Origin of the sequence: Xanthomonas massiliensis, assembly GCF_900018785.1 — a bacterium.
In the GTDB taxonomy this organism is placed as follows: Bacteria; Pseudomonadota; Gammaproteobacteria; order Xanthomonadales; family Xanthomonadaceae; genus Xanthomonas_B; species Xanthomonas_B massiliensis.
The window spans coordinates 738,069-762,069 of sequence record NZ_FCOY01000006.1; the positions used below are offsets into that span (position 1 = coordinate 738,069).

Sequence of the window (24,001 nt, forward strand, 5' to 3'; positions counted from 1 at the left end):
GGACCCGCATGACCACCATCGAATCGATCGAGACCCTGCTCGTCGATCTGCCCACCATCCGCCCGCACCGCCTGTCCGTGGCGACGATGCACGGCCAGACCCTGATGCTGGTGCGCGTGCGCTGCTCGGACGGCATCGTCGGCCTGGGCGAGGGCACCACCATCGCCGGCACTGCCTACGGCCCGGAGAGCCCGGAAGGCATGAAGCTGGTGGTGGACCGCTACATCGCCCCGGTGCTGGTCGGCACCGACCCGTGCCGGGTGCAGGCGGCGATGGCGCAGGTGGGCAAGCTGGTCAAGGGCAACCACTTCGCCAAGTGCGCGGTGGAAACCGCGCTGCTCGACGCCCAGGGCAAGCGCGCCGGGCTGCCGTTGTCCGAACTGCTGGGCGGGCGCGTGCGCGATGCGCTGCCGGTGGCCTGGACGCTGGCCTCGGGCGACACCGCGCGCGACATCGAGGAGGCCGAGCGCATGCTCGATGCGCGCCGGCACAAGGTGTTCAAGCTCAAGATCGGCCGTCGCACGCCGGCCGAGGACATCGCCCACGTCGCCGCGATCAAGCGTGCGCTGGGCGACCGGGCCGCGGTGCGGGTGGACGTGAACATGGCCTGGAGCGAGAGCCAGGCGCTGCGCGCGCTGCCGGCGCTGGCCGATGCCGGCTGCGAGCTGGCCGAGCAGCCGGTGGCCTCGCTGCTGGCGATGCAGCGGCTGGCGCGGCGCTTCCCGATCGCGCTGATGGCCGACGAATCGCTGACCGGCCCGGACAGCGCGTTCGAGGCGGCGCGGCGCGGCGCGGCCGACGTGTTCGCGGTCAAGATCGAGCAGTCCGGCGGCCTGTTCGCCGCGCGCGCGGTGGCCACCATCGCCGACGCGGCCGGCATCGAGCTGTACGGCGGCACCATGCTGGAAGGCGCGGTGGGCACCATCGCCTCGGCCCACGTGTTCGCCACCTTCCCCCACCTGCAGTGGGGCACCGAGCTGTTCGGGCCGCTGCTGCTGACCGAGGAGATCCTCGCCGAACCGCTGCGCTACGCCGACTTCCAGCTCGCCGTCCCGGCCGCGCCGGGGCTGGGCATCGTCCTGGACGAGGACCGCGTGCAGGCATTCCGGCGCGATCGCGACCGCATCGCGGTGCCCGTCGGCACCGCCCAGAAGGAGGACTGAACCATGCTGTTCCAAGTGCGTATGGACGTGAACCTGCCGGTGGACATGCCGGCCGATACCGCCAGCGAGATCAAGGCGCGCGAGAAGGCCTACTCGCAGGACCTGCAGCGCAGCGGCAAGTGGCGCCACATCTGGCGCGTCGCCGGCGAGTACGCCAACTACAGCGTGTTCGACGTGGGCAGCGTCCAGGAGCTGCACGACATCCTGACCGGGCTGCCGCTGTTCCCGTACATGAAGATCGCGGTGACGCCGCTGTGCCGCCATCCCTCGTCCGTCCGCGACGACGACACCTGAGCCAGCCCACCCGACAGCGTGATGCTTCCGGACATGGGAGGGGGCGTCCCCGGTCGACACCGTCCAGCCAAACCGCAAGACAAAGAGGAGTACACACCGTGAGCGTGGATATCTACAACAGCAAGGACGTGCAGGACTTCCTGCGCGTCATCGCCAACCTCGACGGCGAGGGCGGCAACGCCCGCGCCAAGCAGATCGTGCACCGCATCGTCTCCGACCTGTTCCGCACCATCGAGGAACTCGACCTGACCCCGGACGAGATCTGGGCGGGCATCAACTACCTCAACAAGCTCGGCCAGGACGGCGAGTCCGCGCTGCTGGCGGCCGGCCTGGGCCTGGAGCACTACATCGACATGCGCCTGGACGAGGAGGACAAGCAGGCGGGCATCACCGGCGGCACGCCCCGCACCATCGAGGGCCCGCTGTACGTGGCCGGCGCCCCGGTCCAGGACGGCAGCGCGCGCATGGACAAGGATCCGGATGCGGACGCCGGCCCGCTGCGCATCCACGGCACCGTCACCGACGCGGACGGCAATCCCGTGCCCGGCGCGATCGTGGAGATCTGGCACGCCAATTCCAAGGGCTTCTATTCGCACTTCGACCCGACCGGCGCGCAGAGCGAGTTCAACCTGCGCGGCGCGATCCGTACCGATGCCCAGGGCCGCTACGAAGCGCTGACGAAGATGCCGGTGGGCTACGGCTGCCCGCCGGCCGGCGCCACCCAGCAGCTGCTGAACGAGCTGGGCCGCCACGGCAACCGCCCGGCGCACGTGCACTACTTCGTCACCAGCGATGCGTTCCGCAAGCTGACCACCCAGTTCAACATCGAGGGCGACCCGCTGATCTGGGACGACTTCGCCTTCGCCACGCGCGACGGCCTGATCCCGCAGGTGCTGGACAAGACCGGCGGCGCGCAGCTCGGCTTCGACCAGGATGCCTACAAGGACATCCAGTTCGACCTCAGGCTGACCCCGCTGGTGGACGGCAAGGACAACCAGCTCGTCCATCGCCAGCGCGCCACCGCCTGAGGCCGGCGATGGCGACCGGCAGCGCCCGCGAGCGGGCCGAGCGCGACGTGCTCGGCGTCCTGCCGGACCGTGCCGGCGACCTGGCGCGGCTGCGCGTGCTCGCCGGTGCGCGCCTGCCGGTGGTCACCGTGGTCGGCAAGTACAACCACGGCAAGAGCCGCCTGCTGAACGAGCTGGTCGGCGACGATGCCTTCGCCGTGGCCGACCGGCGCGAGACGGTCGCGCTGGCCGGGCACGAGCACCGGGGCGTCCGATGGCTGGACGCGCCGGGACTCGACGCGGACGTCGGCACCGGCGACGACCGCCTGGCCCTGCGTGCGGCGTGGCGCGAATCCGATGTCCGCCTGTTCGTGCACGCCGCGCGGGAGGGCGAGCTGGACGCCGCCGAACGGGCCCTGCTGGCCGAGTTGCGTGACGATGCGGCCCGGACCCGGCGCCAGACGCTGTTCGTGCTGTCGCAGGTGGACCAGACGGCCGACGAGGCGCAGCTGGCCAAGGTGGCCGACGCCGTCCGCGCGCAGCTGCCGGGACTGGAGCTGCTGGCGGTCTCCGCCACGCGCCACCGCCTGGGCGTGGAGGGCGCCAAGGCACTGCTGCGCGAGCGCAGCGGGATCCCGGCGCTGCAGGCCCGGCTGGACGCGGCGCTGGCGCTAGTGCCGCAGGCGCGGCGCCACGAGGCCGCGCTGCTGCTCGGCGAGATCCGCGCCGCGCTGCAACGGTACCGGTCGATGCAGGCGACGCGGCAGGCGGAGCTGCAGCGGACGCAGGCCGAGCAGCGGCAGGCGTTCGATCGCGGCCTGGCGGCGGTGTTCGCCAAGGTGGCCGGCGACCTGCAGCGGACGCTGGACGTGCCCGGTCCCGACCATGCGCTCACGCCGGATACGTCGGCCGACAAGTACCGGGCGACCGCGGCCAAGCGGGAGCGGGCGCGCGTGCAGATCGCCTATTCGCGCGCCAGCATCGAGATCGAGAGCTTCCTGGCAGGCCACGGCGTCGTCGGCCTGCCGCAAGCGCAGCAGACCGTGGCGCGCGGCCTGAACACGGTGATGGTGGCGGTGCTGGGCGTATCGGTGAAGTTCCGCGCGGACCTGCGCCGGATGTTCCTGGAGGCCGAAGGCAGTGCACGCCTGCGCGCGGAGTTCGCGCATTACTACGAACTGTCGGACGATCGGCAGGCACTGGCGCGCGATATCGCCGCCGCCGACCTCGCCGTCACGGCAGTAGAGCGTGCGCTGGCCGCGCTGGCCGTGCTGGAGGAAGACGCGCGATGAGCGGCTTGCCTGACGCGGAACGGCGCTTCATCGCGAGCGTCGAGGCGTCCGGGTTCGCATCGCGCGACATCGCGCGGAGCCTGGGCCAACTGCACGGTTGGCTGGCGCAACTGGAGCGCGCGCTCGACGGCTGCCGCCTGGCGCTCGCCGGCCTGCGCGAAGGCGGCGTCCTGCATGCACGCGCGCAGGCCGTCAACGACGGCCTGCAGGCCGGCCGCCAGGCCTGGATGCGGCAGGAAGCGCAGCTCGCCGCCGCCGAGGACCTGGCCGATGCGCTCGACGACAAGGTCGTCGTGCTGGTGTTCGGCAAGTTCAACGCCGGCAAGAGCGCGTTCTGCAATTTCCTGGCCGAGCGCTTCGCCGCGCACGGCAAGCCGGTGGGCTACTTCCACCTCGACGGCGGCCGCCTGGTGGCGACGGCGGAGCGTTTCGCCGAGGGCGCGACCGAGACCACGGCGCGCCTGCAGGGCGTGTGCCTGGGCGACAGGCTGGTGCTGCTGGACACGCCGGGGCTGCATTCGGTCACGCCGGAGAATGCGGCGCTGACCCGGCGCTTCATCGACAGTGCCGACGCCGTGCTCTGGCTGACCAGTTCCACCTCGCCCGGGCAGGTGCAGGAGCTCGACGAACTGGCGCGCGAGCTGCACCGCCACAAGCCGCTGCTGCCGGTGCTGACCCGCAGCGACGTCTACGAGGAAGACGAGGTCGACGGCGAGATCCGCAAGGTCCTGCGCAACAAGACGGCGGCCAACCGCGCCCAGCAGGAGGCCGACGTCGCGGCACGGACGCGGGAGAAGCTGGCCAGCCTGGAGCTGGACCCGGCGCTGCTGTGGCCGCCGGTGTCGGTCTCCGCGTACATGGCGCGCCTGCAGGACCAGCTGCCCGAGGCGCTGGACGCGGCCGGGTTCGGCCACCTGTACGCCGCGCTGCAGGCCATCCTCGCCCCGGCGCTGGCCTACAAGCGGCGCAAGCCGGCCGAGATCCGGCTGCACCACCTGGAGGAGGCGGTGCTCGGCGGCCTGCAGGACACGCTGCGGCCCTCCCTGGCGGCGCTGCGCGATGGCGTGGAGGCGGCCTGCGAGCAACTGGACCACCAGCAGGCGCGACTGGTCGCCACGAGCTGGCGCAGCCTCGCCCCGGAATTGCTGGCGGCACTGGAGGACCACGCGCCCGCGCGCGAAGCGGCGGCCGTAAGCCGGACGATATCCGCGGCGTTGGCGCAGGTCTTCGCGCGCGAACGGCGGCAGGTGCTGGGCGACTATGCGCTGGAGGACGAGGTGGTCGCCGCGCCGGTCGAGCCGGGCGAGGGCGTGGGCTACGACGCGGTCACGCTGGAGGGCGAGGTCATCGATATCGACTACGCCCGGCTGCATGCCGCGTTGAAGGAGGCGCTGGCGACGCGCCTGGCGTCGCTTGCCGGCGATGCCGCCGACCAGTGCCGGGTTGCGCTGCAGTCGCTGCTCGAAGGCATGGAGCGGCTACACGCCGTGCTCGCGGACAGCGAGACCGACCTGGCCCGGATCAAGCGGGAACTGCGCGCCTGACCGGATGGCGCGAGGCGGCGCGTGCCGCGTCGTGCGTATCCTGCGGATACCTGCAGCCAGGCATGCCGCCCTCGCGTAGCGCTGCCGCCATGCGGGGAGGCCGGGACCGCATATCGCTCGCGTAGGACGGCGTGATCGTCCACCGCTGCGGCTCGCCGGGACCGACCTTCGGGCTCCGATTCTTCGCCACCCCCACGCCACCCGGAAGAATGCTCGGCCCTGGGAAGAAGTCGGATGCCGCGACGAAAGCGGTCGCCACGCCTGCGCAACAAGGTGGATGTGATGACGAGGCAACCGGGACCGGACGAGCGCGTCTCCCGCGATCCACGTGGCCGTCGTCGGGCGCTTGGCGATCACTGCCCGAGGCCGTTGGCCACTCTCAACCCAGCATCGGTCCCAGCCGGACGGCGGCCGCCTGCAGCGCCGGGAGCAGGGTGGACTGCATCGCCTGCAGGCTGACCCGGCCGGCCTGGGTACCGATATTCAGCGCCGCCAGCAGCCGCCCATCGCGGCCCCTGACCGGCACGGCGATCGAGCGCAGGCCGATCTCCAGCTCCTGGTCCACCAGGGCATGGCCGTCGCGCCGTACCCGCCGCAGCAGCTCGACGAACGCGTCCGGGTCGGTCACCGTCCGCGGCGTGCGCGGGTGCGGCGGATTGCGCCGCAGGTAGGCGTCGCGCGCCGCCGGTGCCAGTTCCGCCAGCAGCACCCGGCCCATCGACGTGCAGTAGGCCGGCAGGCGGCTGCCGGCGCGCAGGCCGATGGACATGAGCCGTACCGTCTCGGCGCGTGCGACGTAGAGCAGGTCGTCGCCGTCGAGCACGCCCAGCGAGCACGACTCGTGCACCGCGTCGCGCAGCGCGTCGAGCACCGGCTGGGCGGTGGCGATCATCGGCGAGCGGGAGGCATGGGCGCTGGCGATGCCCAGCACCCGCGGCAGCAACACGTGGCCGCGGCCCTGCTGGCCGACGTAGCCCAGCCGGGTGAGGGTGTGCACCACGCGGCCGGTGGCCGCGCGCGACAGGCCGGTCTCCTCGCTGAGCTGGGAGACGGTCAGCTCGCGCCCGTGCTGCGACAGCGCGTTGAGCACCAGCATCCCGCGCGCCAGCGAGGTCATGAAATCCGGGTCGCCCCGCGCCGCCTCGATCTGGTCGGTCAGCTCCTGCATCAGCCCGCTGCGCTTCGGCATTGCGGCCGCGGCGGGGCGGGTCTTGTTCGGGGGCATGGTCATGGCGGCATGGATCCTCGTGGAAGGGATGACGGGTCGGGCAGGTACAGTCCCGGGCGGCACGTCCGGCGCATACCCGGGAACGAGCCCGCTCGCCGGCGCACTGGACACCAATGCGTGGCACGACATGCGACCAAAGGATGAGGACGTCCTCGTCCTGTCCCGGCGGGCATCTCGGGTGGCATTCTGTAGCGTGGTCCGATTATCGGTCATCTGTCCGGTAATCGGATTGCATGGTGCTTGCTCGCCGGCCTAGCGTGACCGTCCCGGGCGGCCATGCGACGAGGCTGCGTTTCGTCGCGTGCACCCGCCCATCGAACATCCAGCAACCGGCCCGGTGGCCGGAGAGGACCCGAACCACGTGATCGACAAGACCTTGCCATCGTGCGCCGAGGCGGTGGCCGACATCTTCGACGGCGCCACGGTGATGATCGGCGGCTTCGGCACCGCCGGCATGCCCGACGCGCTGATCGACGCGCTGATCGAACAGGGCGCGCGCGGGCTGACCATCGTCAACAACAACGCCGGCAACGGCGAGACCGGGCTGGCGGCGCTGATCAAGCACAAGCGCGTGCGCAGGATCGTGTGCTCGTTCCCGCGCCAGGCCGATTCGCAGCACTTCGATGCCGCCTACCGTGCCGGCGAGATCGAGCTGGAGCTGGTGCCGCAAGGCAACCTGGCCGCACGCATCCATGCCGCCGGGAATGGTCTTGGGGCGATCTTCACCCCGACCGGCTACGGCACCGAGCTGGCCGCCGGCAAGGAGACCCGCGAGATCGACGGCAAGCACTACGTGCTCGAATACCCGATCCGCGCCGACTTCGCGCTGATCAAGGCACACCGCGGCGACCGCTGGGGCAACCTGGTGTACCGCAAGACCGCGCGCAACTTCGGCCCGATCATGGCGATGGCCGCCGACTGCACGATCGCCCAGGTGGGTGAGGTGGTGCCGCTGGGCGAGCTGGACCCGGAGGCGATCGTGACCCCGGGCATCTTCGTGCAGCGCGTGGTCGCCACGGCGAACGGGGAGGCGGCATGAACGCAGTGAACTACACCCGGCTCGACAGGAACGCGATGGCCGCGCGGGTGGCGCGCGACATCCCGGACGGCGCCTACGTCAACCTCGGCATCGGCCTGCCGACCAAGGTCGCCAACTACCTGCCGGCCGACAAGGAGATCTTCCTGCACAGCGAGAACGGCGTGCTCGGCATGGGCCCGGCGCCGCCGCCCGGGCAGGAGGACCCGGAGCTGATCAACGCCGGCAAGCAACCGGTGACGCTGCTGACCGGCGGTTGCTATTTCCACCACGCCGACTCGTTCGCGATGATGCGCAGCGGCCGCCTGGACGTATGCGTGCTGGGCGCCTTCCAGGTGTCCGCGCACGGCGACCTGGCCAACTGGAGCACCGGCGCGCCGGACGCCATCCCGGCGGTCGGCGGGGCGATGGACCTGGCGATCGGCGCGCGCCAGGTGTTCGTGATGATGGAGCTGCTGACCAAGGCCGGCGAGAGCAAGCTGGTGGCCGAATGCAGTTATCCGTTGACCGGGCTGCGCTGCGTGTCGCGCGTGTACACAGACCTGGGCGTGTTCGCGGTCGGCGCGGACGGCGCGCGGGTGATCGAGACCGTGGACGGCGTCGGCCTGGACGAGTTGCGGCGCCTGACCGGCCTGCCGCTCGAGATGGCCGACCGAGGAGCATGAGATGAGCGAGACCTGGATCATCGACGGCGTGCGCACGCCGTTCGGCCGCTACGGCGGCGCGCTGGCGGGCATCCGTGCCGACGACCTCGGCGCGGTGCCGCTGAAGGCGCTGCTGGCGCGGCACCCGGACCTGGACCCGGCGCTGGTGGAGGAGGTCTGCCTCGGCTGCGCCAACCAGGCCGGCGAGGACAACCGCAACGTCGCGCGCATGAGCCTGCTGCTGGCCGGGCTGCCGGTGACGGTGCCGGGCAGCACGGTCAACCGCCTGTGCGGTTCGGGGCTGGACGCGATCGGCACGATCTCGCGCGCGATCCGCACCGGCGACATCGGCCTGGCCATCGCCGGCGGCGTCGAGTCGATGTCGCGCGCGCCCTACGTGATGGGCAAGGCGTCCACGCCGTTCGCCCGCGACCAAGTCATCGAGGACACCACCATGGGCTGGCGCTTCGTCAACCCGGAGATGAAGCGCCTGTACGGCGTGGAGCTGATGGGCGAGACCGCCGAGAACGTGGCCGAGCGCCACGGCATCGCCCGCGAGCACCAGGACGCGTTCGCGCTGCGCAGCCAGCAGCGCGCCGGCGCGGCGCAGGCGGCCGGCTTCTTCGACGACGAGATCGTGCCGGTAGCCGTGCCCGGCCGTCGCCGCGGCGAGACCGTCGAGGTGACCCGCGACGAGCATCCGCGCCCGGACACCACGGCCGAGGCGCTGGCGCGGTTGAAGCCGATCTTCCGCCAGCCCGGCACCGTCACCGCCGGCAATGCCTCCGGTATCAACGACGGCGCCGGCGCGCTGCTGCTGGCCTCGGCCGAGCAGGCCGGCAGGCTCGGCCTGGTGCCGCGCGCGCGCGTGCTCGGCTTCGCCAGCGCCGGCGTGGAGCCCGGCTACATGGGCATGGGCCCGGTGCCGGCCACGCGCAAGCTGCTGGCGCGGCTGGGGCTGGGGATCGGCGACTTCGACGCCATCGAGCTCAACGAGGCCTTCGCCGCGCAGGGCTTGGCGTGCCTGCGCGAACTCGGCCTGCCCGACGATGCCGCGCACGTCAACGCCAACGGCGGCGCGATCGCGCTCGGCCACCCGCTCGGCGCCAGCGGGGTGCGCATCGCCCTGACCCTGCTGCGCCAGCTCGAGGCGACCGGCGGCCGCCGCGGCCTGGCGACGATGTGCATCGGCGGCGGCCAGGGCGTGGCGCTGGCGATCGAGCGGCTCTGACGACGCCAGCGGGCATCGCCGCGGGCGGCAGTGGCCGTCGCCGCGGCGATGCCGCCGCCCCGGTCGCTGCCGCCCGGCATCATCCGCTTGCCCGCATTCCTTTCCGCCGTTCCGACTAGGAGTCCTCGTGCCGTTCCTCGACCTTCCCACCCATCGCCTGCACTACCGCATCGACGGCAGCGAAGGCGCGCCGTGGCTGACCTTCTCCAACTCGCTGGGCACCGACCTGGGCATGTGGGACCTGCAGGTGCAGGCGCTGTCCTCGCGCTTTCGCGTGCTGCGCTACGACGTGCGCGGCCACGGCCTGTCCGGCGCGCCGGCCGGGTCCTACGGGATCGACCAGCTCGGCGGCGATGTGCTGGCGCTGTGGGACGCGCTGGAGGTGCAGCGCTCGCATGTCTGCGGGCTGTCCATCGGCGGATTGACCGGCCAGTGGCTGGCACTGGAAGCGCCTGCCCGGGTGGACCGGCTGGCGTTGTGCGCGACGGCGGCAAAGATCGGCACCACCGAAAGCTGGGACGCGCGCATCGCCCAGGTCCGCCAGGCCGGCCTGGCGCCGCTGGCCGAGGGCACCGCCCAGCGCTGGTTCACCCCGGCCTTCGTGCAGGCGCATGCCGCCGCGGTGGACGCGATCCTGGCCGTGTTCCTGGCCACCGATCCGCAGGGCTATGCCGGCTGCTGCCACGCCGTGGGCACGGCCGACTTCCGCGACCGCCTGGGCGCGATCGCCAACCCGGTGCTGGCCCTGGCCGGCGACGACGATCCGGTATGCCCGCCGGCGGACCTGCAGGCGCTGGCCGACGGCGTCGGCCGCGGCCGCTATGCCCAGGTCGGCGGGCGCCACATCTGCAACATCGAGTCGCCGGACGATTTCAATCGCATCCTGCTGGATTTCCTGGCCGCGGCCTGAGCCGCGCTGCCGCACGCCCGCACGGCAGCGCCATGCGGACGACGGCGGTCAGTCCGCGCCGTCGGCCGCGTCCAGGTGTACGCGCCCGCGCAGCGAGTTGCTCAGCGCCTCGGTGATCTCCACGTCGACGAACTGGCCGACCAGACGCTTGCTGCCGGGGAAGTTCACCGAGCGCATGTTCTCGGTCTTGCCGGTCAGCTCGTCGGGGTTCTTGCGCGAGGGGCCTTCCACCAGCACGCGCTGCACGCTGCCGACCATCGCCTGCGAGATGCGCGCGGCGTTGGCGTTGATCGCGGCCTGCAACCGCTCCAGCCGGGCGTGCTTGGCCGCGGCCGGCACGTCGTCGGGCAGGTCCGCGGCCGGGGTGCCGGGGCGGCGCGAGTAGATGAACGAGAAGCTCTGGTCGAAGCCGACGTCCTCGATCAGCTTCATCGTCTTGTCGAAGTCGGCGTCGCTCTCGCCGGGGAAGCCGACGATGAAGTCCGAGCTGATCGAGATGTCCGGGCGCACCGCGCGCAGCTTGCGGATCTTCGACTTGAACTCCAGCGCGGTATAGCCGCGCTTCATCGCGCCGAGGATGCGGTCACTGCCGGACTGGACCGGCAGGTGCAGGAAGTTGGCCAGCTGCGGCACGTCGCGGTAGGCGTCCACCAGCGAGTCGCTGAACTCCAGCGGGTGCGAGGTGGTGAAGCGGATGCGGTCGATGCCCTCGATCTGGGCGATGGTGCGGATCAGCAGGCCCAGGTCGGCCAGTTCGCCCTCGCCGTAGGGGCCGCGGTAGGCGTTGACGTTCTGGCCGAGCAGGTTGACCTCGCGCACGCCCTGCGCGGCCAGCTGCGCCACCTCCACCAGTACGTCCTCGAACGGCCGGCTGACCTCGGTGCCGCGGGTGTAGGGCACCACGCAGAAGCTGCAGTATTTCGAGCAGCCTTCCATGATCGAGACGAACGCGCTCGGCCCTTCCGCACGCGGCTCGGGCAGGCGGTCGAACTTCTCGATCTCCGGGAAGGAGATGTCCACCTGCGGCTTCTTCTGCGCGCGGCGGGCGCGGATCAGCTCGGGCAGGCGGTGCAGGGTCTGCGGGCCGAACACCAGATCCACGTAGGGCGCGCGCTTGATGATGCCTTCGCCCTCCTGCGAGGCCACGCAGCCGCCGACGCCGATGATGACGTCGGCGTTGGCCTCCTTCAGCGCCTTCCAGCGGCCGAGCTGGCTGAACACCTTCTCCTGCGCCTTCTCGCGGATCGAGCAGGTGTTGACCAGCACCACGTCGGCCTCTTCGGGGTTGTCGGTCAGCTCCAGGCCCTCGGCCTGCGCCAGTACGTCGGCCATGCGCGCCGAGTCGTACTCGTTCATCTGGCAACCGTGGGTCTTGATGTAGAGCTTGCCGCGCGGCCGGTCGGCGCCGGGGGCGGGCGGGGAAACGACGGCGGAACCCGCCGAGGGCAGGGGATGCAGGGTGGTCCCGGGCATGGCGCTTATTCCAGGCGGGCTGGGGAATGGACCGCGCATTATAGGGATTGCGGGCACGGCCGGCAGGGTGCCGCACTTGGCAAGCCGGCCGGGGTGGGGGAAACTCCCGGCCCATGAGGGGGCTGCTGCCATTGGGGATACTGGCCGCCGCGTGCTTCGCCTTTCCCGCCTGCGCGGGGACGCTCTACAAGTGCGTCGGCGGGGACGGGGTTCCCAGTTACGTGAGCAAGCGCGTTGCAGGGTCGCACTGCAGCGTGGTGGGCCAGTACGCGCCCGATCGACGCGCGGGGCGCGCGCCGGTGGCCGTGGCGAGCCCGGCGCCGCGGCCTGCCGCCGCCGCCGCGATCCCACCTTCCCCGCGTGCGGTGCCGGCCAGCACCGAGGTCTCGGCCTCCGTGGCGGACACCTCCGTCGCACCGGTGCCGGTGGCCGCCTCGCCGCCGCCGCGCCGGCGGGTGCAGGGGCAGGTCTATTCCTACATGCAGGACGGGGTGCGCCACTACACCAGCGCGCGGCCGCGCCAGGTCGCGAGCGTGGAGAACCTGCGCACCATCCACTACAGCTTCATCGAGACCTGCTATGCCTGCGCCGCCAACCCCGGCGTGAACTTCGGCTCGGTGCGACTCGACACCGCCGCCTACCGCGGCGAGATCGCCGCGGCCGCGCGCGAGTTCGGCGTCGAGGAGGCGATCGTGCGCGCCATCATCCACGCCGAGTCGGCCTACAACCCGATGGCGATGAGCCGCGCCGGCGCGCAGGGCCTGATGCAGCTGATGCCGGGGACCGCGGCCCGGTTCGGGGTCGGCAATGCCTACGATGCCGGGCAGAACATCCGCGGCGGGGTGCAGTACCTGGCGTGGCTGCTTCGGCGCTTCAACGGCAACCTGACCCTGGCCGCCGCCGGCTACAACGCCGGCGAGGGCGCGGTGGACAAGTACGGCGGGGGGCCCCCGTACAGCGAGACCCAGCGCTACGTGCAGCGCGTGGGCGTGCTTGCCGACCGCTACCGCCACGCGCTCACCAGCGCGCGCTGAACCGGGGACCTACCCGCCGCGCGGATTGTCCGCGGCGATGCGCATTGGCTACACTCGATCGGCCAGCCGCTGCCGCGGTGCAGCATGACGATGGGGGAGCCGGTGAGCACCGGAGTACCGGATGTCCAATGACGGGGTGAACGGGCCTGCCGATGCGGGACGACGGCGTTTCCTCGGGGCCACCACCGCCGTGGTCGGCGCGGTGGGCGCCGGGTTCGGCGCCGTGCCGTTCGTCGAATCGATGTCGCCCAGCGTGCGTACCCGGCTGGCCAACGCGCCGGTGGTGGTGGACATCGGCGAGCTCGGGGAGGGCCAGCGCCTGATCGTGGAGTGGCGCGGCCAGCCGATCTGGGTGGTCAGGCGCTCCAAGGCGATGCTGGAGGTGCTGCATGGCCTGGACCCGAAGCTGCGCGATCCCGAATCGCGCGACGCCGACCAGCAACCGGCCTACGTGCTTGCCGGCAACCGCGAGTACCGCTCGATCCGGCCGGACGTGTCCGTGCTGGTCGGCCTGTGCACCCATCTGGGCTGCTCGCCGGAGATGATGGCCGAGATCCGCCCCGAACCGTTCGATGCGCACTGGCAGGGCGGCTATTTCTGCCCCTGCCACAAGTCGCGCTTCGACATGTCCGGCCGTGTCTACCAGGGCGTGCCGGCGCCGACCAATCTGGTGGTGCCGCCGCACCACTACCGCGATGCGCATACCCTGGTGATCGGCGAGGATCCCCACGCCGGGCATGGCCACCAAGAAGGACACGACCATGGCAGCGCCGCCTGAGCGCAGCACCGGCGGCCTGCTCGGCTGGGTCGAGGACCGGGCCCCGTCGCTGCTGCCGTTCTGGCGGCGCCACGTCAGCGAGTACTACGCGCCGAAGAACTTCAACTTCTGGTACTACTTCGGTTCGCTGGCGCTGCTGGTCCTGGTCAACCAGCTGCTGACCGGGATCTTCCTGGCCATGCACTACAAGCCCTCGGCAAGCGAGGCGTTCGCGTCGATCGAATACATCATGCGCGACGTGCAGTGGGGCTGGCTGATCCGCTACATGCACTCCACCGGCGCCTCGCTGTTCTTCGTCGTGGTGTACCTGCACATGTTCCGCGGCCTGCTGTACGGCAGCTATCGCAAGCCGCGCGAGCTGGTGTGGATCCTGGGCATGCTGGTCTACGTGGTGCTGATGGCCGAGGCCTTCATGGGCTACGTGCTGCCGTGGGGGCAGATGTCGTTCTGGGGCGCCAAGGTGATCATCTCGCTGTTCGGCGCGATCCCGGTGGTCGGCAACGGCCTGACCGAGTGGATCATGGGCGACTACCTGCCCGGCGATGCCACGCTCAACCGCTTCTTCGCCCTGCACGTGATCGGCCTGCCGCTGCTGCTGCTGGCGCTGGTCGGGCTGCACGTGCTGGCCCTGCACGAGGTCGGCTCCAACAATCCCGACGGCGTCGAGATCAAGGCCGGCCCCAAGGGCAACCGCTGGAGCGCCACCGCGCCGGCGGACGGCATCCCGTTGCATCCGTACTACACGCTCAAGGATCTGGTCGGCGCCGGCGTGCTGCTGACCCTCGCCGCCGCGATCATCTTCTTCGCCCCGGCCCTCGGCGGGCTGTTCCTGGAGCACGACAACTTCGCCGAGGCCAACCGCCTGGTCACCCCCGAGCACATCAAGCCGGTGTGGTACTACACCCCGTACTACGCGATGCTGCGCGTGGTCCCGGACAAGCTGGCGGGCGTGGCCGTGATGTTCTCGGCGATCGCCGTGCTGTTCCTGCTGCCGTGGCTGGACCGCTCGCCGGTGCGCTCGATCCGCTACCGCGGCTGGCTCTCGCGGGCGATGCTGGCCCTGCTGGCGGTGTGCTTCGTGTGGCTGGGCATCATCGGTTCGGGCCCGGGCACGGCGGCCTGGGAAACCTGGGTCGGGCGCCTGCTGACCTTCCTGTACTTCGCGTTCTTCATCACCATGCCGCTGTGGACCCGGCTCGACCGGGTCCGGCCGGTGCCGGACCGGATCGTCGGCCATGGCTGAGCCGCGCCGGTTCGCCCGCTGGATGCTGGCCGGCATGGTCCTGGCCTGGACGCCGATCGCGATGGCGGCGCCGCGGCTGCTGCCGGCCGGCAACGACCTCGGCGACCGCGCCTCGCTGCAGCGCGGGGCTGGGCTGTACATGAACTACTGCTCGGGCTGCCATTCGCTCAAGTACCTGCGCTACTCGCGCCTGGGCGAGGACCTGCACCTGAGCGAGCGCCAGGTGCGGGAGAACCTCGACTTCGCCGGCGCGGCCGCGGGCGGGCCGATCGTCTCGGCGATGCCGCCGGCGCAGGCCGCCGGCTGGTTCGGCAAGGCCCCGCCGGACCTGAGCCTGGTGGCGCGGGTGCGGGGCGAGGACTGGATCTATACCTACCTGAAGTCTTTCTATGCCGATCCGGCGCAGCCGCTGGGCTGGAACAACGCGGTGTTCGCCAATGCCGCCATGCCCAACGTGCTGTGGAGCCTGCAGGGCGTGCAGCAGCCGGTGGCGGGCCGCGCCGGGGTTCCGGGCGGGGAACCGCCCGTGGTCGGGCTGAAGCTGGTCCAGGCGGGCACGCAGAGCCCCGCCGAATTCGATCGTTCGGTACGCGACATCACCAACTTCCTGGCCTATGCCGCCGAACCGGCGGCCCTGCAGCGGCGCCGCTATGGCCCGTGGGTGGTGGCGTTCCTGCTGGCGTTCACGGCGCTGGCATGGCGGCTCAAGCGCGCCTGGTGGAAGGACGTGGCGTGACCCCCGTGCCAGTGCGCATTCAGGCGGTATTGGCTTTTCCGGCAGGGGATTGCACACTCCGGCAGGGCGACCGGCCGGCGATGGGCTGGCGGTCACGGTCCGGCCGGCGAATTCCGGCTGCTGGAGAGCCTTGAATGGCGGCGAGTGTACGCATGCGCAATACCCTGACGCTGTTTTCCTCCACCGACGACGTCCTCTGCCACCGGGTCCGCCTGGTGCTGGCGGCCAAGGGCGTCACCTACGACCTGGTGCCGGTCGATCCGCAGAACCCGCCGGAGGACCTGATCGACCTCAACCCGTACCAGTCGGTGCCGACCCTGGTCGAGCGCGACCTGGTGCTGTACGCGGCTTCGGTGGTCAGCGAGTACCTGGACGAGCGCTACCCGCATCCGCCGCTGATGCCGGTCGATCCGCTCTCGCGTGCGCGCCTGCGCCTGGCGATGCTGCGCATCGAGGTGGACTGGGTCCCGCAGGTGCAGGCCATCCAGCTCGGCAACAAGACCCAGGCCGAGGCCGGCCGCAAGCGCCTGAAGGAGCTGCTCACCGCCTCGCTGCCGCTGTTCAAGGCCAGCAAGTTCTTCCTCAACCCGGAGATGAGCCTGGCCGACTGCGCGATGGCGCCGATCATCTGGCGGCTGGACGCGCTCGGCGTGGGGCTGCCCAAGGACGGCAAGGCCATCGAGGACTACGGCAACCGCATCTTCCGCAATCCCGGCTTCGTGCGCAGCCTGACCGAGCAGGAAAAGAAGCTGCACGACCTGCCGATCTGAACAACGCACGGGGCGTGGAACCGGTGCCGCTGGTCCGGTGCCGCGGCGGCCCGGTTAGACTTGCCGCATGAACGAAGAATTCTCGCGCATGACCAGCCATCGCCCGTACCTGCTGCGGGCGCTGGTGGAGTGGATCAACGACAACGGCATGACGCCCCACATCCTGGTCGATGCCGGGATCGCGGGCGTGCAGGTGCCCCCCAGCGCGGTCAAGGACGGGCGCGTGGTGCTCAATATCGCCGAACGGGCGGTGGTGCACCTGTCCATGGACAACGAGGGCGTGGGATTCACCGCGCGCTTCGGCGGGGTGAGCTATCCGGTGTTCGTGCCGATGGCCGCGGTGCTGGCGGTGTACGCGCGCGAGACCGGGCAGGGCATGGCGCTGCCCGACGACGTGCCGGGCACCGGCACCGAGCCGCCCAACGACGATGCCCCGCCGCCGTCACCGGGCAACGCTCCTTCCGGCGAGGAAGGCAGCGGCGGCAAGCGTCCGCCGTTCCTGCGGGTGGTCAAGTAGGCTGCGGGCACGCGCCCGGCTTCGTGACCACGCAGGCGGGCACGCCCCGGCCTGGCTGAGGCGTGCGGGAGCGGGGGGCGGGTACCGGGTACCGGTGCGTCGTCCGCAGGGGAAACGGCGTCCGGGCGCGCAGGATGGCGCATGCATTGGCGCCGCTGCCTGCCGCGGGTCCTTGCAGCGTGTCCGCCCGGCTGTGGCGATGATTTTCGACCCGGCTACGGGCCACCGGACGGCAGTCCTGGCCGTGTCCGCCGGCCGCGGCGGCGGCGCTCACTCGTGGTCGATGGTCTGCCCGTCGCCGCGCGGCCGCCAGGCCAGCACGCTGGCCTCGCTGGGGCCGGTGAAGGAGACCAGTTCGTCGCCGCGCAGCACCAGCCGCCCGCTGTGGCGGTCCTCGCCGTCGCGCGAGTACTCGAAGCGGAAGCTGCGCTCGAAGCCGAGGCGGCCGCCGGGCAGGCGGCACAGGCGCACGCGCGTGGCATGCACGCTCTGGTCGAGCCATTGCACCCCGGCCGCCTTGCAGGCATTGCGGCCCAGTGCCTCGGCGCGCTCGGAGGCGGCACGTGCGGCGTTCCACCAGGCGAACACCACCGCGCCGGCGATCATGATCAGGATCAGGCTGGGCATGGGCGCTACTGTACACGCGCACCGTCGACGGGCGCGGCAGGGGGCGCCGCGGGTGTTTCGGGCGCGCCCGGTACGGCCTCGGGCACCGGTGTCGCGTCGCCGGCCTGGAGCTTGAGCAGGGCGGACCAGTCGTGGCGGTTGAAGCTGCAGTCGTCCTCGCTGGCCGGGCTGCAGGCATCCACATCCTCGTCGCGTGGCGTGGCGTCCTCGTCCCACGGCAGCAGGCGCCCGCTGCGGTCCAGTTCCAGCATCCGCAGCGTGACCGCGTTGAGCACGTTGCCGCCGATCAGGTACAGGGTGCGGTCGCCGCCGACGTTGGCGGCCACGACGATGTCGCAATGCGACTGCGGCGGCACCGGCCCGCGCCCGCCCAGCGCGGCGGCGAGCCCGGCATAGCCGAAGCTGCGCTGCTGGTTGCGCACGTAGCACAGCAGATCGCCGGGGGCCGGCTTCTCCGTCGCCGGATCGGCCATGCGGTACGGGCTGCCGGCGGCATTGCGCCAGGCGGCACGGATGTAGTCCATGTGCCGTGGCGAAGCCGGGAAGCCGGCGATGCCGGCCCGCACCATGACCCAGGACACGAAGGTGGCCGACCACGGCGTGTCGAGCAGGAAGGCGCGGCAGTCGGCATCGGCATAGCGCGCGCCCGGCGGCTGGCTGCACGCGGCCGCGCCCGGCGTGCCGGAGAGGCGGGTGAGGTTGCCGCTCTCGCGCCAGTAGCCGGCCACGCGCTGCCAGGCGATCTGCTGCCCGTCGGCCAGCGCTGCGTTCTCGGCCTCGGTCACGCGCTGGCGCGCCAGGCGGCCGTCGCGGTCGATGAACGGGCGGAACCACAGCCAGTGCTGGTCGCAGGCATTGCGCACGATGGCGACGGCGCTTTGCGACAGGCCATAGCGCGGCGGCAGGTCGCACACCTCCATGGCGGCGGCCGGTGCCGCCAGGGCCAGCAGCCACAGCGGCAGGAACCGGTGCCGGCGGTAACGACGGGATGGCATGGACGGCGGGCTCGCGGGGAGAGGCCGCCAGCGTGGCAGGCGCGGCGGCTGCGGTCCGTGAAGCCTTCAGCCGGGCGGCGGACCCAGCTTGAGCGACAGGTCGATGGCCTGCACGTGCTTGGTCAGCGCGCCGACGGAGACGAAATCCACGCCGTCCTCGGCGATTGCCCGCAGGCCGGCCAGATCGACGCTGCCGGACACCTCCAGCGGGATGCGGCCGGCGGCGATGCGCACCGCCTGGCGCCGCAGCTCCGCGGGGAAATCGTCGAGCACGATGCGCTCGCAGCCCGCGTACAGGGCCTGTTCCAGCTCGTCCAGGGTCTCCACCTCGATCACCAGCGGCACGCCGGGATGGCGCGCGCGCGCGGCCTGCGCGGCGGCGGCGAGCGAGCCGGCCGCGCGGATGTGGTTCTCCTTGAGCATCACCGTGTCGAACAGGCCGATGCGGTGGTTGTATCCGCCGCCGCAGCGCACCGCGTACTTCTGCGCCAGGCGCAGGCCCGGCAGGGTCTTGCGGGTATCGAGCAGGCGCGTGCGGGTGCCGGCCAGGGCGGCGACGTGGCGCGCGGTCGTGGTGGCGGTGGCGCTCAGGGTCTGCAGGAAGTTGAGCGAGGTGCGTTCGGCGCTGACCAGGCTGCGGTTGCGTCCGTGCAGCAGGGCCAGCACCGTGCCGGCGGCGACGCGGTCGCCTTCCCCGATGCGCCAGTCGATGGCCACCTGCGGGTCGAGCGCGCGGTGGGTGGCATCGAACCAGGGGCGGCCGGCGATCACCGCGTCCTGCTTGCACAGCAGGTAGGCCTGTTCCGGCACGTCGGGCAGCAGGTCCGCGGTGACGTCGCCGCTGCCGATGTCCTCGGCCAATGCACGGGCGACATCGGCCGCCACCGTCGCGGCCGCGGGCGGCACCAGGCCGGCGATCATGCGCCCGGGAATTCCGGCACCTGGGCCGTGGCGATGGCCTCCTCGGCCAGCAGCACCGGGATGCCGTCGTCCACGCGGAAGACCTGCCTGCGGTCGCGGGTGACCAGCGCCTCGCGCAGCGGCGCGGCCTGGGCACTGCCGTCGGCACGCTTGACCTGGCCGGCGGCGATGGCGCGGTTGAGCGCTTCCAGCGCGGCCGGTTCGAGCAGGGCCAGCGGCTGGCGGGTGTCGGGCGAGCACAGCAGGTCGAGCAGTTTGCGGTCCATCCGGTCATCGTCGTGCAGGGAAGGCCGCTAGAATACGTCTTTGACCTTTGGATCGGCCATGACTGACGATCAAGCCGCGCCGCTCGTCGGCATCGTGATGGGTTCGCGCTCGGACTGGGAGACGCTGCAGGCCGCCGCCGAGAAGCTCGACGCGCTCGGCGTGCCGTACGAGGTGAAGGTGGTTTCCGCGCACCGCACGCCCGATGTCCTGTTCGCCTACGCCGAACAGGCCGGCCCGCGCGGCCTGCGCGCGATCGTCGCCGGCGCCGGCGGGGCGGCGCACCTGCCGGGCATGCTGGCGGCCAAGACCGCGGTGCCGGTGCTGGGCGTGCCGGTGCAGTCGCGGGCGCTCAACGGCCTGGACTCGCTGCTGTCGATCGTGCAGATGCCGGCCGGCATCCCGGTGGCGACCTTCGCCATCGGCGCGGCCGGCGCCGCCAATGCGGCGTTGTTCGCCGCGGCGATGCTGGCCTGCGACCATCCGGCCATCGCCGCCGCGCTGGCGGGCTTCCGCCAGCGCCAGACCGAGGCGGTCATGGCGCAGGACGATCCGCGCCGATGAACGCATCCGCGAAGATCACGACGATCGGCATCCTCGGCGGCGGCCAGCTGGCGCGCATGCTGGCGCTGGCGGGCGTGCCGCTGGGGCTGAAGTTCCTGGTCTACGATCCGTCCCAGGAAGCCTGCGCCGGCCAGGTGGCGCCCCTGCTCGTCGGCGAGTACGACGATGCCGTGCGGCTGGCCGAGTTCGCCGCGCGCGTGGATGCGGTGACCTTCGATTTCGAGAACGTGCCGGCGGCCACCGCCGAGCGACTGGCCGCGCAGGTGACGGTGCGGCCGAACCCGCATGCATTGGCGGTGGCCCAGGACCGCGTGTCCGAAAAGTCGATGTTCCGCCAGCTCGGCATCCCGGTGCCGGACTTCGCCGCGATCGACGATCGCGCCGGACTGGAGGCCGCGCTGGCGACGATCGGCACGCCGGCGGTGCTGAAGACGCGGCGCTTCGGCTACGACGGCAAGGGCCAGTTCCGGATCAAGTCGCCGGCCGACGTCGACGCGGCCTGGCAGGCGCTGGGCGCGCAGGCCGGGCGCAGCGGGCTGGTGCTGGAAGCCTTCGTCCCGTTCGACCACGAGATGAGCGTGGTTGCCGTGCGCGGCGCCGACGGCGAGTTCCGCGCCTGGCCGCTGACCCGCAACTGGCACGTGGACGGCGTGCTGTCGGCCAGCCTGGCGCCGGCCGGCGAGCCCGAGCGCCTGCAGGCCGAGGCGGTCGCCCATGCGCGGCGGCTGGCCGAGCACCTGGATTACGTTGGAGTGTTCGCGCTGGAGCTGTTCGTGTGCGCGGACCGGTTGCTGGCCAACGAGATGGCGCCGCGGGTGCACAACTCCGGCCACTGGACCATCGAGGGCGCGGAGACCTCGCAGTTCGAGAACCACGTCCGCGCGGTGGCCGGACTGGCGCTGGGCGATACCCGCATGCTCGGCCACGCCTGCATGCTCAACTGGCTGGGTCACCTGCCCGAGGCCGGACCGGTGCTGGCCGAGGCCGGCGGACACTGGCACGACTACGGCAAATCGCCGCGCGCCGGACGCAAGGTCGGCCATGCCACCCTGCGCGAGGAGGCGGTGCCGGCCCTGGCCGCGGCGCTGCAGCGGGTGGGCCGGTCGCTGCAGCGGCAGGCGCAGGTCGAACCGGTGATCCGGCATCTGGGCGGGGATCGCGCCTGAGCCGGGCGCTCGCCGGCAGTAAGCGCCTCAGCGCATCCGCGAGGCGGCGAAATCCCAGTTGACGTGGCGCCAGAAGCCTTCCAGGCAGGCGTCGCGATCGTCGGGGTGGTCCAGCCAGTAGGCGTGCTCCCACAGGTCGCAGGCCAGCAGCGCCTGGTCGCTGCCGGTGGCCGGGGTCGTGCAGGCCGCGGTGGCGATCACCGCCAACGTCGCGTCCTGGCGCTGCACCAGCCACAGCCAGCCCGGTCCGTCCAGGCGCCCGGCGGCGCGCGCGAACTCGGCGCGCAACCTCTTGGTATTGCCGAACTGGCGGGCGATCTCGCTGCCCAGCCGGCCGCCCGGCTCGCCGCCGCCGCGCGCGCGCAGGCTCTGCCAATGGATGTCGTGGTTCCACGCCGTCGCCGCCAGCTCGAACAACCGGCCCTGGCACTGGGCGAGCAGCTCCTCGAGCGGGGCATCGGCCAGGGGCGTGCCCGCCGTGGTCGCATTGATCGCGTCCACGCACTGGCGATGGAGCTGCAGGTGCTGGGCGAGGGCATCGGCGGACACCTCCGGCACCAGCGCGGCGGTGGAGTAGGGCAGTTCGGGACTGGGCAACGGCATGGAGACGGGGCGGCCGGCCGCGTGCGGGCGAAGTGCCGCACGGCCGTACAATGTCGGGGTAGGATGAAAAGTCTAACCGAGACCGGGACGGTCCGGTTTTGCGCCGCCCGCCGGAGGTCTTCATGCCCGTAATGGAACAGATCCAGGCCGCAGTCGAAGGCCACCCGCTCGTGTTGTTCATGAAGGGCACCCCGGAATACCCCATGTGCGGCTACTCCAGCCGCGCGGTGCACGCGCTGCGCGCGGCCGGCGCCGAGGGCGAGCGGCTGTACGTCGTCAACGTGCTGGAGGAGCCGGAGATCCGCGCCAACCTGCCGCGCTATTCCAACTGGCCGACGTTCCCGCAGCTGTTCATCAACGGCGAGCTGATCGGCGGCTGCGACATCACCCTGGAACTGTTCGAGTCGGGCGAGCTGGCCCGTATCGTCGCCGAGGCCAGCCCGGCGTGAGCCGTGGCGGCGCGTCCGGCCCGGCCGGGCCGGACCTGGCCGGCCGGGTCGTGCTGGTCACCGGCGCCACCGGCGGGCTCGGCCGCGCGACCGCCCTTGCCTGCGCCGACGCCGGCGCGACGCTGGTGCTGCTCGCGCGCCACCGCGGCCGGCTGGAGCGCTTGTACGACGAGATCGCCGCGCGCGGTGGCCAGGCCTGGCTGCAGCCGATGGACCTGGCCGGCGCCGGCGTGGAGGATCACGCCCGGCTGGCCGCGCAGCTGGCCGACGGCCCCGGCCGCCTGGACGGGATCGTGCACTGCGCCGCCGCCTTCGCGGGGATGACGCCGCTGGCGCTGGCCGACCCGTTGCGCTTCGCCCGGGAGCTGCACGTGAACCTCACCGCCCGCGCCTGGCTGACGCGGGCCTGCCTGCCGCTGCTGGAGCAGGGCACTCGCCCGGCGGCGCTGTTCGTGATGGATGACCCGGGCCGCATGGCGCAGGCATACTGGTGCGGGTACGGCGTCGCCCAGGGCGGGCAGCAGGCGTTGCTTGCCACCTGGTCGGCCGAGCTGCGGCATTCGCCCGTACGGCTGCTGGGGATGCGGCCCGGACCGATGCGCACCGCGTTGCATGCGCGCGCCTTCGCCGAACCCCTTGCCGAGGCGGTCGATCCTGCCGTGCGCGCCCCTGCCATCGTTTCCCTGCTTGGTGCCGCCGATCCGTTGCCGTCCGGCGACATCCGGAGTTTTCCCCCATGACCATTGCCTCGGCCGCCCTGCTGCTGTTCCTGATCCTCGATCCGCTGGGCAACATCCCGATCTTCCTGAGCGTGCTCAAGTCGCTGCCGCCGCGGCGACAGCGGGTGGTGCTGGCGCGCGAGCTGTTCATCGCCCTGGTGGTGCTGATGGGCTTCCTGTGGGGAGGCAAGTACGCGCTGGAGCTGATGCACCTGCGCGAGGAATCGGTCTCCATCGCCGGCGGCATCGTCCTGTTCCTGATCGGCATCCGCATGATCTTCCCCAGTCCGGAGGGAGTGATGGGCGAGCTGCCCGACGGCGAGCCCTTCATCGTGCCGCTGGCGGTGCCGCTGGTGGCCGGCCCGTCGGGCATGGCGGCGGTGATGCTGATGGGCAGCAACGAGCCCGAGCGCCTGTGGGACTGGAGCCTGGCCCTGCTGCTGGCCTGGGGGGCCACCTCGGCCATCCTGTTCGCCGCGCCCTTGCTCTACCGGTTGCTGGGCAGCCGCGCGCTGTCGGCGCTGGAGCGGCTGATGGGCATGCTGCTGGTGGCCATCTCCGTGCAGATGTTCCTCGATGGGGTGGGTGCCTACCTGCACCTGCCGGGCATGGGAGGCTGATCGAAGGCCTTCTTTTTGTCGAATCGTGACGGATAGGTCAAATGTCACCTGCACGTCACATAAGGCGGATACCGTGTTAACCTGTTGTTAACCGTGGCGGCATTGCCACACGGCACCCAGGACCACGAAGACTCAGATCGCAGCGATTCCGGCGCCAGCTGGGCGCCGGGAAG

At 71.7% G+C, this 24,001-nt stretch carries 27 protein-coding genes; 20 read left to right on the plus strand and 7 right to left on the minus strand.

Annotated elements, in window-relative coordinates:
• The first annotated feature begins 8 nt into the window (after positions 1-8).
• From BN3794_RS06320 to BN3794_RS06340, 5 genes are all read left to right on the plus strand, one after another.
• Positions 9-1,163 carry a muconate/chloromuconate family cycloisomerase gene (locus BN3794_RS06320; RefSeq protein WP_066094950.1) on the plus strand — a complete coding sequence of 385 codons (1,155 nt, stop codon included), beginning with the start codon at positions 9-11 and terminating at the stop codon, positions 1,161-1,163.
• A 3-nt stretch (positions 1,164-1,166) separates the two neighbouring features.
• The gene (gene catC, locus BN3794_RS06325; protein ID WP_066094953.1) at positions 1,167-1,457 is read left to right on the plus strand and encodes a muconolactone Delta-isomerase; all 291 of its coding nucleotides are present in this window, start codon (positions 1,167-1,169) and stop codon (positions 1,455-1,457) included.
• Positions 1,458-1,555: 98 nt separating this feature from the next.
• On the plus strand, positions 1,556-2,485 hold the full coding sequence (gene catA, locus BN3794_RS06330; RefSeq protein WP_066094955.1) for a catechol 1,2-dioxygenase: 930 nt from the start codon (positions 1,556-1,558) through the stop codon (positions 2,483-2,485).
• Positions 2,486-2,493: 8 nt separating this feature from the next.
• Positions 2,494-3,756: a GTPase gene (locus BN3794_RS06335; protein WP_066094961.1), complete on the plus strand. Its 1,263-nt coding sequence runs from the start codon at positions 2,494-2,496 to the stop codon at positions 3,754-3,756.
• On the plus strand, positions 3,753-5,300 hold the full coding sequence (locus BN3794_RS06340) for a dynamin family protein (protein ID WP_066094964.1): 1,548 nt from the start codon (positions 3,753-3,755) through the stop codon (positions 5,298-5,300). Before BN3794_RS06335 ends, BN3794_RS06340 begins: the two co-directional genes overlap by 4 nt.
• A 379-nt stretch (positions 5,301-5,679) precedes the next feature.
• Here the strand turns inward: BN3794_RS06340 and BN3794_RS06345 are convergent, their stop codons facing one another.
• Complete coding sequence (locus BN3794_RS06345; protein WP_425476698.1) at positions 5,680-6,531, minus strand: IclR family transcriptional regulator domain-containing protein; 852 nt, start codon at positions 6,529-6,531, stop codon at positions 5,680-5,682.
• Between the two features lie 358 nt (positions 6,532-6,889).
• Between BN3794_RS06345 and BN3794_RS06350 the strand changes: the two genes are divergently transcribed.
• From BN3794_RS06350 to pcaD, 4 genes are all read left to right on the plus strand, one after another.
• Positions 6,890-7,567, plus strand: a complete 678-nt coding sequence (locus tag BN3794_RS06350) for a 3-oxoacid CoA-transferase subunit A (protein ID WP_066097077.1) — start codon at positions 6,890-6,892, stop codon at positions 7,565-7,567.
• On the plus strand, positions 7,564-8,229 hold the full coding sequence (locus BN3794_RS06355) for a 3-oxoacid CoA-transferase subunit B (protein ID WP_066094967.1): 666 nt from the start codon (positions 7,564-7,566) through the stop codon (positions 8,227-8,229). Before BN3794_RS06350 ends, BN3794_RS06355 begins: the two co-directional genes overlap by 4 nt.
• A 1-nt stretch (position 8,230) precedes the next feature.
• The gene (gene pcaF, locus BN3794_RS06360) at positions 8,231-9,439 is read left to right on the plus strand and encodes a 3-oxoadipyl-CoA thiolase (RefSeq protein WP_066094970.1); all 1,209 of its coding nucleotides are present in this window, start codon (positions 8,231-8,233) and stop codon (positions 9,437-9,439) included.
• 127 nt (positions 9,440-9,566) lie between these two features.
• Positions 9,567-10,349 (plus strand): 3-oxoadipate enol-lactonase, encoded by a 783-nt coding sequence (gene pcaD / locus BN3794_RS06365; protein WP_066094972.1) that lies wholly within the window; start codon positions 9,567-9,569, stop codon positions 10,347-10,349.
• 48 nt (positions 10,350-10,397) lie between these two features.
• On the opposite strand, the gene miaB is transcribed toward pcaD, so the two are convergent.
• Entirely contained in the window at positions 10,398-11,822 is a 1,425-nt protein-coding gene (gene miaB / locus BN3794_RS06370; RefSeq protein ID WP_066094975.1) for a tRNA (N6-isopentenyl adenosine(37)-C2)-methylthiotransferase MiaB, read from the minus strand.
• Between the two features lie 113 nt (positions 11,823-11,935).
• Between miaB and BN3794_RS06375 the strand changes: the two genes are divergently transcribed.
• The 6 genes from BN3794_RS06375 (at position 11,936) to BN3794_RS06400 (ending at position 16,900) form a co-directional block, all read left to right on the plus strand.
• Positions 11,936-12,856 carry a lytic transglycosylase domain-containing protein gene (locus BN3794_RS06375; RefSeq protein ID WP_066094978.1) on the plus strand — a complete coding sequence of 307 codons (921 nt, stop codon included), beginning with the start codon at positions 11,936-11,938 and terminating at the stop codon, positions 12,854-12,856.
• A gap of 121 nt (positions 12,857-12,977) precedes the next feature.
• Complete coding sequence (gene petA / locus BN3794_RS06380; RefSeq protein WP_066094981.1) at positions 12,978-13,634, plus strand: ubiquinol-cytochrome c reductase iron-sulfur subunit; 657 nt, start codon at positions 12,978-12,980, stop codon at positions 13,632-13,634.
• Positions 13,618-14,877 (plus strand): cytochrome b, encoded by a 1,260-nt coding sequence (locus BN3794_RS06385; RefSeq protein WP_066097080.1) that lies wholly within the window; start codon positions 13,618-13,620, stop codon positions 14,875-14,877. The genes petA and BN3794_RS06385 overlap by 17 nt, the downstream gene beginning before the upstream one ends.
• The gene (locus BN3794_RS06390; protein ID WP_425476699.1) at positions 14,870-15,613 is read left to right on the plus strand and encodes a cytochrome c1; all 744 of its coding nucleotides are present in this window, start codon (positions 14,870-14,872) and stop codon (positions 15,611-15,613) included. Before BN3794_RS06385 ends, BN3794_RS06390 begins: the two co-directional genes overlap by 8 nt.
• A 134-nt stretch (positions 15,614-15,747) precedes the next feature.
• Complete coding sequence (locus BN3794_RS06395; protein ID WP_066094987.1) at positions 15,748-16,383, plus strand: glutathione S-transferase N-terminal domain-containing protein; 636 nt, start codon at positions 15,748-15,750, stop codon at positions 16,381-16,383.
• Positions 16,384-16,450: 67 nt separating this feature from the next.
• Entirely contained in the window at positions 16,451-16,900 is a 450-nt protein-coding gene (locus tag BN3794_RS06400; RefSeq protein ID WP_066094990.1) for a ClpXP protease specificity-enhancing factor, read from the plus strand.
• 270 nt (positions 16,901-17,170) lie between these two features.
• On the opposite strand, the gene BN3794_RS06405 is transcribed toward BN3794_RS06400, so the two are convergent.
• The 4 genes from BN3794_RS06405 to BN3794_RS06420 all read right to left on the minus strand — a co-directional run bounded on the left by BN3794_RS06405 (position 17,171) and on the right by BN3794_RS06420 (position 19,709).
• On the minus strand, positions 17,171-17,527 hold the full coding sequence (locus BN3794_RS06405; protein ID WP_066094993.1) for a DUF3301 domain-containing protein: 357 nt from the start codon (positions 17,525-17,527) through the stop codon (positions 17,171-17,173).
• A gap of 5 nt (positions 17,528-17,532) precedes the next feature.
• On the minus strand, positions 17,533-18,522 hold the full coding sequence (locus BN3794_RS06410) for a DUF2272 domain-containing protein (RefSeq protein WP_066094996.1): 990 nt from the start codon (positions 18,520-18,522) through the stop codon (positions 17,533-17,535).
• A gap of 66 nt (positions 18,523-18,588) precedes the next feature.
• Complete coding sequence (gene nadC / locus BN3794_RS06415) at positions 18,589-19,443, minus strand: carboxylating nicotinate-nucleotide diphosphorylase (RefSeq protein WP_066094999.1); 855 nt, start codon at positions 19,441-19,443, stop codon at positions 18,589-18,591.
• Complete coding sequence (locus BN3794_RS06420; protein WP_066095002.1) at positions 19,440-19,709, minus strand: Trm112 family protein; 270 nt, start codon at positions 19,707-19,709, stop codon at positions 19,440-19,442. Before BN3794_RS06420 ends, nadC begins: the two co-directional genes overlap by 4 nt.
• A gap of 58 nt (positions 19,710-19,767) precedes the next feature.
• Here BN3794_RS06420 and purE point away from each other — a divergent pair, with 58 nt between their 5' ends.
• Positions 19,768-20,271: a 5-(carboxyamino)imidazole ribonucleotide mutase gene (gene purE / locus BN3794_RS06425; protein ID WP_066095005.1), complete on the plus strand. Its 504-nt coding sequence runs from the start codon at positions 19,768-19,770 to the stop codon at positions 20,269-20,271.
• 14 nt (positions 20,272-20,285) lie between these two features.
• Positions 20,286-21,437, plus strand: a complete 1,152-nt coding sequence (locus tag BN3794_RS06430; protein WP_066097083.1) for a 5-(carboxyamino)imidazole ribonucleotide synthase — start codon at positions 20,286-20,288, stop codon at positions 21,435-21,437.
• Between the two features lie 27 nt (positions 21,438-21,464).
• Here the strand turns inward: BN3794_RS06430 and BN3794_RS06435 are convergent, their stop codons facing one another.
• Positions 21,465-22,040 carry a Fe-Mn family superoxide dismutase gene (locus BN3794_RS06435; RefSeq protein ID WP_066095009.1) on the minus strand — a complete coding sequence of 192 codons (576 nt, stop codon included), beginning with the start codon at positions 22,038-22,040 and terminating at the stop codon, positions 21,465-21,467.
• Between the two features lie 122 nt (positions 22,041-22,162).
• On the opposite strand from BN3794_RS06435, the gene grxD reads away from it, so the two are divergent.
• The 3 genes from grxD to BN3794_RS06450 are packed head-to-tail and all read left to right on the plus strand — an operon-like array spanning position 22,163 to position 23,828.
• Positions 22,163-22,489 carry a Grx4 family monothiol glutaredoxin gene (grxD, locus tag BN3794_RS06440; protein ID WP_066097086.1) on the plus strand — a complete coding sequence of 109 codons (327 nt, stop codon included), beginning with the start codon at positions 22,163-22,165 and terminating at the stop codon, positions 22,487-22,489.
• Positions 22,486-23,229, plus strand: coding sequence for an SDR family NAD(P)-dependent oxidoreductase (locus BN3794_RS06445; protein ID WP_147675674.1), 744 nt, complete (start codon positions 22,486-22,488; stop codon positions 23,227-23,229). Before grxD ends, BN3794_RS06445 begins: the two co-directional genes overlap by 4 nt.
• Complete coding sequence (locus BN3794_RS06450) at positions 23,226-23,828, plus strand: YhgN family NAAT transporter (protein ID WP_066095012.1); 603 nt, start codon at positions 23,226-23,228, stop codon at positions 23,826-23,828. The genes BN3794_RS06445 and BN3794_RS06450 overlap by 4 nt, the downstream gene beginning before the upstream one ends.
• Positions 23,829-24,001: the final 173 nt, after the last annotated feature.

Coding starts and splice junctions, on each gene's coding strand:
- BN3794_RS06320 (WP_066094950.1), top strand. CDS start 9: ATGACCACCATCGAATCGATCGAGACCCTGCTCGTCGATCTGCCCACC.
- catC (WP_066094953.1), top strand. CDS start 1,167: ATGCTGTTCCAAGTGCGTATGGACGTGAACCTGCCGGTGGACATGCCG.
- BN3794_RS06335 (WP_066094961.1), top strand. CDS start 2,494: ATGGCGACCGGCAGCGCCCGCGAGCGGGCCGAGCGCGACGTGCTCGGC.
- BN3794_RS06340 (WP_066094964.1), top strand. CDS start 3,753: ATGAGCGGCTTGCCTGACGCGGAACGGCGCTTCATCGCGAGCGTCGAG.
- BN3794_RS06345 (WP_425476698.1), bottom strand. CDS start 6,531: ATGACCATGCCCCCGAACAAGACCCGCCCCGCCGCGGCCGCAATGCCG.
- BN3794_RS06355 (WP_066094967.1), top strand. CDS start 7,564: ATGAACGCAGTGAACTACACCCGGCTCGACAGGAACGCGATGGCCGCG.
- pcaF (WP_066094970.1), top strand. CDS start 8,231: ATGAGCGAGACCTGGATCATCGACGGCGTGCGCACGCCGTTCGGCCGC.
- miaB (WP_066094975.1), bottom strand. CDS start 11,822: ATGCCCGGGACCACCCTGCATCCCCTGCCCTCGGCGGGTTCCGCCGTC.
- BN3794_RS06375 (WP_066094978.1), top strand. CDS start 11,936: ATGAGGGGGCTGCTGCCATTGGGGATACTGGCCGCCGCGTGCTTCGCC.
- petA (WP_066094981.1), top strand. CDS start 12,978: ATGTCCAATGACGGGGTGAACGGGCCTGCCGATGCGGGACGACGGCGT.
- BN3794_RS06385 (WP_066097080.1), top strand. CDS start 13,618: ATGGCAGCGCCGCCTGAGCGCAGCACCGGCGGCCTGCTCGGCTGGGTC.
- BN3794_RS06390 (WP_425476699.1), top strand. CDS start 14,870: ATGGCTGAGCCGCGCCGGTTCGCCCGCTGGATGCTGGCCGGCATGGTC.
- BN3794_RS06395 (WP_066094987.1), top strand. CDS start 15,748: ATGGCGGCGAGTGTACGCATGCGCAATACCCTGACGCTGTTTTCCTCC.
- BN3794_RS06400 (WP_066094990.1), top strand. CDS start 16,451: ATGAACGAAGAATTCTCGCGCATGACCAGCCATCGCCCGTACCTGCTG.
- BN3794_RS06405 (WP_066094993.1), bottom strand. CDS start 17,527: ATGCCCAGCCTGATCCTGATCATGATCGCCGGCGCGGTGGTGTTCGCC.
- BN3794_RS06410 (WP_066094996.1), bottom strand. CDS start 18,522: ATGCCATCCCGTCGTTACCGCCGGCACCGGTTCCTGCCGCTGTGGCTG.
- nadC (WP_066094999.1), bottom strand. CDS start 19,443: ATGATCGCCGGCCTGGTGCCGCCCGCGGCCGCGACGGTGGCGGCCGAT.
- BN3794_RS06420 (WP_066095002.1), bottom strand. CDS start 19,709: ATGGACCGCAAACTGCTCGACCTGCTGTGCTCGCCCGACACCCGCCAG.
- purE (WP_066095005.1), top strand. CDS start 19,768: ATGACTGACGATCAAGCCGCGCCGCTCGTCGGCATCGTGATGGGTTCG.
- BN3794_RS06435 (WP_066095009.1), bottom strand. CDS start 22,040: ATGCCGTTGCCCAGTCCCGAACTGCCCTACTCCACCGCCGCGCTGGTG.
- grxD (WP_066097086.1), top strand. CDS start 22,163: ATGCCCGTAATGGAACAGATCCAGGCCGCAGTCGAAGGCCACCCGCTC.
- BN3794_RS06450 (WP_066095012.1), top strand. CDS start 23,226: ATGACCATTGCCTCGGCCGCCCTGCTGCTGTTCCTGATCCTCGATCCG.